9 protein-coding genes (1 of these 9 running past the window's edge) are annotated in these 6912 nt (G+C 35.6%); 6 read left to right on the top strand and 3 right to left on the bottom strand.

Annotated features, from left to right (window positions below):
• Positions 1-377, bottom strand: partial view of a GIY-YIG nuclease family protein gene (locus EZY12_20585; protein ID QSX67116.1) — the 5' portion only. 1 nt of this gene lie to the left of the window's left edge; only the first 377 of its 378 coding nucleotides appear in the window; it begins with the start codon at positions 375-377; the stop codon is cut by the window's left edge — 2 of its three bases fall inside, at positions 1-2.
• 159 nt (positions 378-536) lie between these two features.
• Positions 537-1361 carry an ATP-dependent sacrificial sulfur transferase LarE gene (larE, locus tag EZY12_20580; protein QSX67115.1) on the bottom strand — a complete coding sequence of 275 codons (825 nt, stop codon included), beginning with the start codon at positions 1359-1361 and terminating at the stop codon, positions 537-539.
• A gap of 201 nt (positions 1362-1562) precedes the next feature.
• Here larE and EZY12_20575 point away from each other — a divergent pair, with 201 nt between their 5' ends.
• From EZY12_20575 to trmFO, 3 genes are all read left to right on the top strand, one after another.
• On the top strand, positions 1563-2819 hold the full coding sequence (locus EZY12_20575) for an AAA family ATPase (protein ID QSX67114.1): 1257 nt from the start codon (positions 1563-1565) through the stop codon (positions 2817-2819).
• On the top strand, positions 2816-3469 hold the full coding sequence (locus EZY12_20570) for a TIGR02646 family protein (GenBank protein ID QSX67113.1): 654 nt from the start codon (positions 2816-2818) through the stop codon (positions 3467-3469). Before EZY12_20575 ends, EZY12_20570 begins: the two co-directional genes overlap by 4 nt.
• A gap of 62 nt (positions 3470-3531) precedes the next feature.
• Positions 3532-4854, top strand: coding sequence for an FADH(2)-oxidizing methylenetetrahydrofolate--tRNA-(uracil(54)-C(5))-methyltransferase TrmFO (gene trmFO, locus EZY12_20565; GenBank protein QSX67112.1), 1323 nt, complete (start codon positions 3532-3534; stop codon positions 4852-4854).
• Between the two features lie 36 nt (positions 4855-4890).
• On the opposite strand, the gene EZY12_20560 is transcribed toward trmFO, so the two are convergent.
• Complete coding sequence (locus EZY12_20560) at positions 4891-5184, bottom strand: hypothetical protein (protein ID QSX67111.1); 294 nt, start codon at positions 5182-5184, stop codon at positions 4891-4893.
• Between the two features lie 89 nt (positions 5185-5273).
• Between EZY12_20560 and EZY12_20555 the strand changes: the two genes are divergently transcribed.
• Genes EZY12_20555 through EZY12_20545 form a run of 3 tightly spaced genes read left to right on the top strand, consistent with a single transcriptional unit; the run spans position 5274 to position 6817 of the window.
• Entirely contained in the window at positions 5274-5846 is a 573-nt protein-coding gene (locus EZY12_20555) for a cold shock and DUF1294 domain-containing protein (protein QSX67110.1), read from the top strand.
• A 46-nt stretch (positions 5847-5892) separates the two neighbouring features.
• Positions 5893-6129, top strand: a complete 237-nt coding sequence (locus EZY12_20550) for a DUF2887 domain-containing protein (protein QSX67109.1) — start codon at positions 5893-5895, stop codon at positions 6127-6129.
• The gene (locus EZY12_20545; GenBank protein ID QSX70754.1) at positions 6107-6817 is read left to right on the top strand and encodes an Rpn family recombination-promoting nuclease/putative transposase; all 711 of its coding nucleotides are present in this window, start codon (positions 6107-6109) and stop codon (positions 6815-6817) included. Before EZY12_20550 ends, EZY12_20545 begins: the two co-directional genes overlap by 23 nt.
• The last annotated feature ends 95 nt before the right edge of the window (positions 6818-6912 follow it).

The raw sequence follows: 6912 nt of genomic DNA, 5'->3' as shown, positions 1-6912 counted from the left end.
TACTGCTCACTTGGTATTTGAACGTTGTAAGGAGGTTCAGTAGCTCTGAGAATAATTGCTTCTAATTCCAATAATAGCCTAGGATTTTCCCAATGAGAAATTGCTTGTACTGCAATACGCACATCTTCGTCTCCATATTTATCTAGCCATGCCCATAAAAAAGCTTTGTGACCTCCACTGAAACGACTACGTAGATTTTGTGCTTTACCAATGTAAAGTAATCCTTCCGTTTTGTGTCTAATAGCGTAGATACCAGGACTTCGAGATATGTTATCAAACCTGCGGTTTAAGGGTTGACATTGCTCAAAGGAAGTAAAAGCTATTGCATCTAATATTACTTGAGCCTGAATTTTTAGATCAGATTCTTTTGCGGACATAAAAACAATTAGGGTAATTCCACAAGAATTATTCCACGGTTTAACGTTAGTTACGAAAGTAAAAAATGATAAAATCTTGTTTCAATTATCTTCAGTTTTTAGGGAATATGCGAGAAATTCTTCTAAAGTTGACAATCATCAAGTTTAGAAGAATAAGCTCTAGTTTGTTAAAGCGATTTGAGGTAAAACCTGATTTAATTTACCACTACGATAGCCTTCTAAGTCTAAGGTTACATAGATAAATCCCCAGTTTTGAAATGCGGATACTAGAGTTGGTAAATCTGTAGTTGAGACGAAATCTTTAATTTTATCTGGTGATAATTCAATTCTGGCTGTATCACCTTCGGAACGGACTCGTAAATTTTGCCACCCCAGGTTTCGTACATAAATTTCGGCTCTACCTACGCGCTGTAATTTGGCGATGGTAATTTCTTCACCGTAGGGAAAGCGCGAACTTAAACAGGGTTGAGCGGGTTTATCCCACCAAGTTAAACCTAGTTGTTGGGAAATTTGCCGAACTTCGGCTTTAGTTACCCCAATTTCTGCTAGAGGCGATCGCGCACCTCTTTCTTTTGCAGCTTGAATTCCGGGACGATAATCATGTAAATCGTCTGCATTTACACCATCCACCACATAGGGATAACCCAACTCTAAAGCCAAGGGTTTGAGGGTGTCGTGTAATTCACTTTTGCAAAAATAACAACGATTTACTGGGTTAGATGTGTAATTAGGATTGTCCATTTCTTGGGTTTCGACAATTTTATGGCTAATTCCAATAGTTGCGGCTTGAATTTTTGCGTCTTCTAATTCTTCTGGTAATAAAGAAGGAGAAACCGCAGTTACAGCTAAAGTGCGATCGCCTAACACATCAAAAGCAATTTTCGCCACCAATGTACTGTCAACGCCCCCAGAATAGGCTATTAAAGCCTGATCCATTTCTGTAAATAACTCTTTTAACTGCTCTAGTTTTTCTGTCCAACTCATTCTACTAAAACCCCATAACGCCTAACCACTTCTATTTTAGTCATTAGTTATTATTAGATCACCAATGTTTTCGAGAATTTCTCGCCCCATCCGTCAACTACGGATTATAATATTCTTCATAATCTATTCTTTACTTACTATTGAGTGAATTACAAAGATGAGATAAAATGTCATGAATTTCGCTAATTTTTCTTGATAACTATGAGAATCAAACAGTTAAAAATGCAATCTTTTCGCGGAATTGGTGATTTAACAATAGATTTTGATGAAAAAGAACCAACAGTATTTATTGGTATTAATGGTGTCGGTAAATCAAGCATTCTTGATTGTTTAGCTATTTTATTAGCGCGCTTTTCTAGTGCAATTCAATACTCTACTGGCTCGGTAAAATCTTTTAGAGAAGAAGACATAAAAAATGATAAAAACGAGACTCACAATGAAATAATATCTGATTTTGAATCTCAAAGTTTTACTTGGTCTTTGACTAAGGTTAAGAAAGGACGTATTAAAGATACAAATACAAATTTATCCGAAATAAACAAAATCGTTGAAAATATTAGACATCAATTATCTTTATCTGAAAAATACAATCTTCCTGCGCTCATTCACTACTCTACCAATCGTGCAGTTCTTGATATTCCAATAAGGATTAAAAAAGAACATGATTTTCAACAAATAGCTACTTATGAAAATTCCCTGACTGCTACATTTAGTGATTTCAGAATTTTCTTTGAATGGTTCAGAAAACAAGAAGATTTAGAAAATGAATTACGACTAGAAAATAATCCTGATTATCGAGATAAACAATTAGAAGCAGTTAGACAAGCTATATCTTCCTTAATTCCCAATTTTACTAAATTGCGTGTCCGTCGTTCTCCTTTAAGAATGACATTACAAAAAGATGGAGAAGAATTAATAATTAATCAATTATCTGATGGTGAAAAATGCTTATTAGCAATGGTAGGAGATTTAGCGAGAAGATTAGCTATTGCTAACCCAGGGTTAGAAAATCCCCTTCATGGTTTTGGAGTAGTTTTAATTGATGAAATTGAACTGCATTTACATCCAAAATGGCAAAGAGAAATTATTCCAGCTTTAACTAGAACATTTCCCAAATGTCAATTTATAGTTACGACGCATTCACCCCAAGTAATTAGTCAAGTTAAACCCCAAGGAATTTATATTCTAGAAAAAACAGATACAGGTATAATTGCTAAACGTCCTGAAAGTTCCTATGGTAGAGATAGTAATCAAATATTAGAAGATTTAATGGATGTTCCTGAACGTCCGCTGGAAATAAAACAAGACCTTTTAAAATTATTTCGGTTAATTGATGCGGGAGATTTAGAAGCTGCTAAAGAATTAAGAAGAGAATTAGCTGAAAAAATTGGAGAAGATGAAGCGCAGTTTGTAAAAGTAGATATTTTAATTAGGAGAAAAGGAAGTTTGCGTAAATGAAATATATTCAAAAAGGTGTAGAACCAAGTAGTTTGTCTATATGGAAAATTAAGCAAGGTGCTAAAATTCCTAGTTGGAAAAGTTTTAGAAGAACAGTAGTTTATGATCGGCTTCTAGAAGCTTTATTAAAAGAACAAGGTTATATTTGTTGCTACTGTGGTGTTGCTATAGATAAAGGAAATTGTCATATTGAACATTTTAAACCTCAAGGTATAAATGAAACTGTGAGATTTGATTATTTTAATCTTATGGTTTCCTGTCAAGGAGAAGATGATAAACCCCGTGTTCCTGTACATTGTGGACACAAGAAAGATAAGTGGTATGATGAAAAGTTGTTAGTTTCACCATTAATAGCAAATTGTGTAGAGTTTTTTAACTATTCTGCTGCTGGTGAAATTTTACCGATAGAAGAACCAAGTAAAAAAGTTGCTGCTGAAACAACAATAGAAAATCTATCTTTGAATATTCCAAAGTTACAAAGAATGCGTCAAGCTGCGATTGATGCAGAATTAGAACTATTGGATAATGACGATTTTAATGAAGAGGAAATTATTAATCTTATTAAAGATTATTCAGAATTAAATGATGAGGGAAAATACCAACCATTTTGTGCTACTATTATTTATATTTTGCAAACTTATTATTTATAATCATGATTAAATTCTGCTCTTAATTGTTATTATAACCACACCAAGTAATTAAAAAAACAACTATGACACAACAACCGATACAAGTAATTGGCGGTGGACTGGCAGGAACAGAAGCAGCATGGCAAATAGCCCAAGCCGGCGTGCCTGTAATTCTCCACGAGATGCGCCCTAAACGCTTCAGCCCTGCCCATCATACGGAAAATTTGGCTGAATTGGTCTGTAGTAACTCCTTCGGGGCTATGGCGAGCGATCGCGCTGCCGGTCTATTACACGAAGAATTACGCCAACTTGGTTCTATTGTCATCTCCAAAGCAGATGAACACGCAGTCCCCGCTGGTGGAGCTTTGGCGGTAGACAGAGGACAATTTGGGGAAGATTTAACCCAAACCTTAGCAAACCATCCTTTAATTGATTTTCGTCGGGGAGAAGTTACCGCAATTCCCGAAGGGATTGTCGTATTAGCCAGTGGTCCTTTAACCAGTCCAGATTTATCCGCAGATTTACAGCGGTTTACAGGAATGGAATATCTCAACTTCTTTGATGCTGCAAGTCCGATAATTCTAGGAGATTCTATCAATAAAGATATTGCATTTATGGCTTCTCGCTATGACAAAGGTGAAGCAGCTTATCTGAATTGTCCCATGAATAAAGAGCAGTATTTACATTTTTGGGAAGAATTACGTCAAGCTGAACAAACAGAATTAAAAGACTTTGAAAAGGAAACAGCGAAATTTTTTGAAGCTTGTTTACCAATTGAAGAAATGGCAAGACGGGGAGAAGATACCATGCGCTATGGGCCCCTCAAACCAGTGGGTTTATCTGATCCTCGGAATGGAGAACGTAATTATGCGGTAATTCAATTACGACAAGAAGATAAAGCTGGTCAACTTTGGAATATGGTAGGTTTTCAAACTAATTTGCGGTGGGGTGAACAAAAACGCGTATTTCAACTGATTCCTGGTTTGGAAAAAGCTGAGTTTGTCAGATTGGGAGTCATGCACCGCAATACTTTTTTAAATGCACCGCAGTTACTGTCTGCCAGTTTGCAATTTAAAGAACGTCCAACATTATTAGCTGCGGGACAATTAATAGGCACAGAAGGTTATACTGCGGCTTCTGCGGGAGGTTGGTTAGCGGGAACAAATGCAGCTCGGTTAGCTTTGGGTAAAGAACCGCTAATTTTACCTGTGACAACTATGATGGGTTCATTATTTGAGTTTATTAGAACTGCTGCACCTAAGCATTTTCAACCAATGGCTCCTAACTTTGGGATTGTGCCAGATTTGGGTGTGAAAATTAAGAGTAAACCCGAAAAATATGGACGTTATCGAGATCGTTCTTTGGCAGATTTAGCTAGTTGGAAAATGGAAAATTTAGCTGTTTAAATTAGTAGAGACGTTCCATGGAACGTCTCTACATTATCAATCTTTCTCTTTCAATGTGACTAAACCATGTATTCCTACTGCTGTAATTACACCACCTAATAATCCCCATGTAGCATCTGCAAAAACATTAATCCGATGGGCTAAAGCTCGATGATAAGAAAATTGCAGACTTTTTTGATTGGCCTTTTCATCTTTGGCTAATTGTTCCACATAATTTTCAGCTTTTATTAGTGCATCATAATCTGCAATAAAATAATAAAGCGATATTAATACTACCAATAAACCGGGCATGACTAAAGTAAGTAATAAAATTCCTGTCCTAGTTTTCACAAGTACCTTTAACAGTAGGGTTGACTATACTCTCAAAACTAAAGTATAAGATGGATAAAGGACAATAGAATAAACTTAAAAATTTGTAAATGCACAAAGGGAAATTAACGATCTGGAAAGATGATCGCGGATTTGGATTTATTCAAACTAATGATGGAGACAAAAAAGTTTTCTTGCATATCTCCAATCTCAGAAATAAGCGAAAGCGTCCTCAAGAAGGGGATATGATTAAATATCAATTGATAACTGATGAAAAAGGCAAGCTTACAGCTACTAACGCATCTATTCAGGAAAAATTTGCAGCATGGATATTGATTTTATTTATTCTCTCAATATTACCTGTTTGGGGAACAATTAAATTATCCATGATTTATAGTAATCCTTTAGCGATCGCTATTTATCCGATCACAGGATTAATTACTTACTTGCTTTATGCACAGGATAAAAACCAAGCAACTCAGGAAAAGTGGCGGATTTCTGAAAAAACTCTGCATTTTTGGGAGTTTATAGGTGGATGGATTGGTGGTTTTATTGCTCAGAATATACTCCACCACAAAAGTAAAAAGTCTTCTTATCAGTCAGTTTATTCGATGATTGTAGCCATTCATTTGGCAAGTTGGACGTATTGGTTATTGTATATTTACTCATTAATAGAAATTTGAATCAAGAGATTGTGCTATAATTTACCCCTAACAAATAAAATATTTTATGCGTCGAGATTCAATCTTTTACAAACTATTTCAACAATATCCATCATTACTATTCCAAATATTGACAAATCCCCCGGAAAATGCCAATTCTTACAGATTTGATTCCGTAGCAGTCAAAGAACCAAAATTTGAAATTGATGGTGTATTTTTACCTCCAGAAAATGATGCTCCTGGAGTAGTATATTTCTGTGTTCGCGTAGCGTGCCGAAGGCATAGTACAATTCCAAAAAGATGAATTACTGTACGAACGAGTATTAGCTGAATCTTCGCTATATTTTTACCGCAACCGTGCTAGATTTAGTGATTGGCAAGCAGTTATAATTTATCCATCTCGGAACATCGAACAAAAAGATATTTATGCACTTAGGGCATTTCTCAACAGTGACCAAGTACATCGGGTATATTTAGATGAATTGGGGGATATTCATCAATTACCTATATGGGTAGCAGTGATGATACTAACAACTTTAGAAGAAAGTACAGCCCCAGAAACAGCCAGGTATTTATTAAGCAGAACCAACGAAGAAATACCATCACTATCAAGTCGCGTCATAATAGAGATGATTACAACTATTATGATGTACAAATTTGAAAACCTAAATCGTCAAGAGGTAGAATCTATGTTAGGAATCACACTTAAAGAAACGCGAGTTTATCAGGAAATTAAAGAAGAAGGAATCAAAGAAGGAATCAAAGAAGGAATTAAGGAAGGAATCAAGGAAGGAAGAAAAGAGGGACGAGAGGAAGCAACTGTTAATTTGGTTATTCGACTGTTGACTAAGCGATTTGGAAAAGTATCCAAGAAAATACGCAATTCTATTTCTAGCTTACCATTAGATAAGTTGGAAGATTTGAGTGAAGCACTATTGGATTTTAGCAGTTTGGATGATTTACTGGCATGGTTAGCAAAATCTGAAGACTAAAGTTTTATAGCAAATTTCATCTGCATTTTCTCCGTATCCTCTGTACCTGGAGTGGTTAATTATCCCGTAAAATTACGACACTCAACGGAAATCAT

This window comes from Dolichospermum sp. DET69, from assembly GCA_017355425.1.
Classification (GTDB): Bacteria; Cyanobacteriota; Cyanobacteriia; order Cyanobacteriales; family Nostocaceae; genus Dolichospermum.
Note: the sequence above shows the minus strand (reverse complement) of the source record. Positions and strands in the feature narration are given on the sequence as shown.

Coding starts and splice junctions, on each gene's coding strand:
- EZY12_20575 (QSX67114.1), top strand. CDS start 1,563: ATGAGAATCAAACAGTTAAAAATGCAATCTTTTCGCGGAATTGGTGAT.
- EZY12_20550 (QSX67109.1), top strand. CDS start 5,893: ATGCGTCGAGATTCAATCTTTTACAAACTATTTCAACAATATCCATCA.
- larE (QSX67115.1), bottom strand. CDS start 1,361: ATGAGTTGGACAGAAAAACTAGAGCAGTTAAAAGAGTTATTTACAGAA.
- EZY12_20555 (QSX67110.1), top strand. CDS start 5,274: ATGCACAAAGGGAAATTAACGATCTGGAAAGATGATCGCGGATTTGGA.
- trmFO (QSX67112.1), top strand. CDS start 3,532: ATGACACAACAACCGATACAAGTAATTGGCGGTGGACTGGCAGGAACA.
- EZY12_20570 (QSX67113.1), top strand. CDS start 2,816: ATGAAATATATTCAAAAAGGTGTAGAACCAAGTAGTTTGTCTATATGG.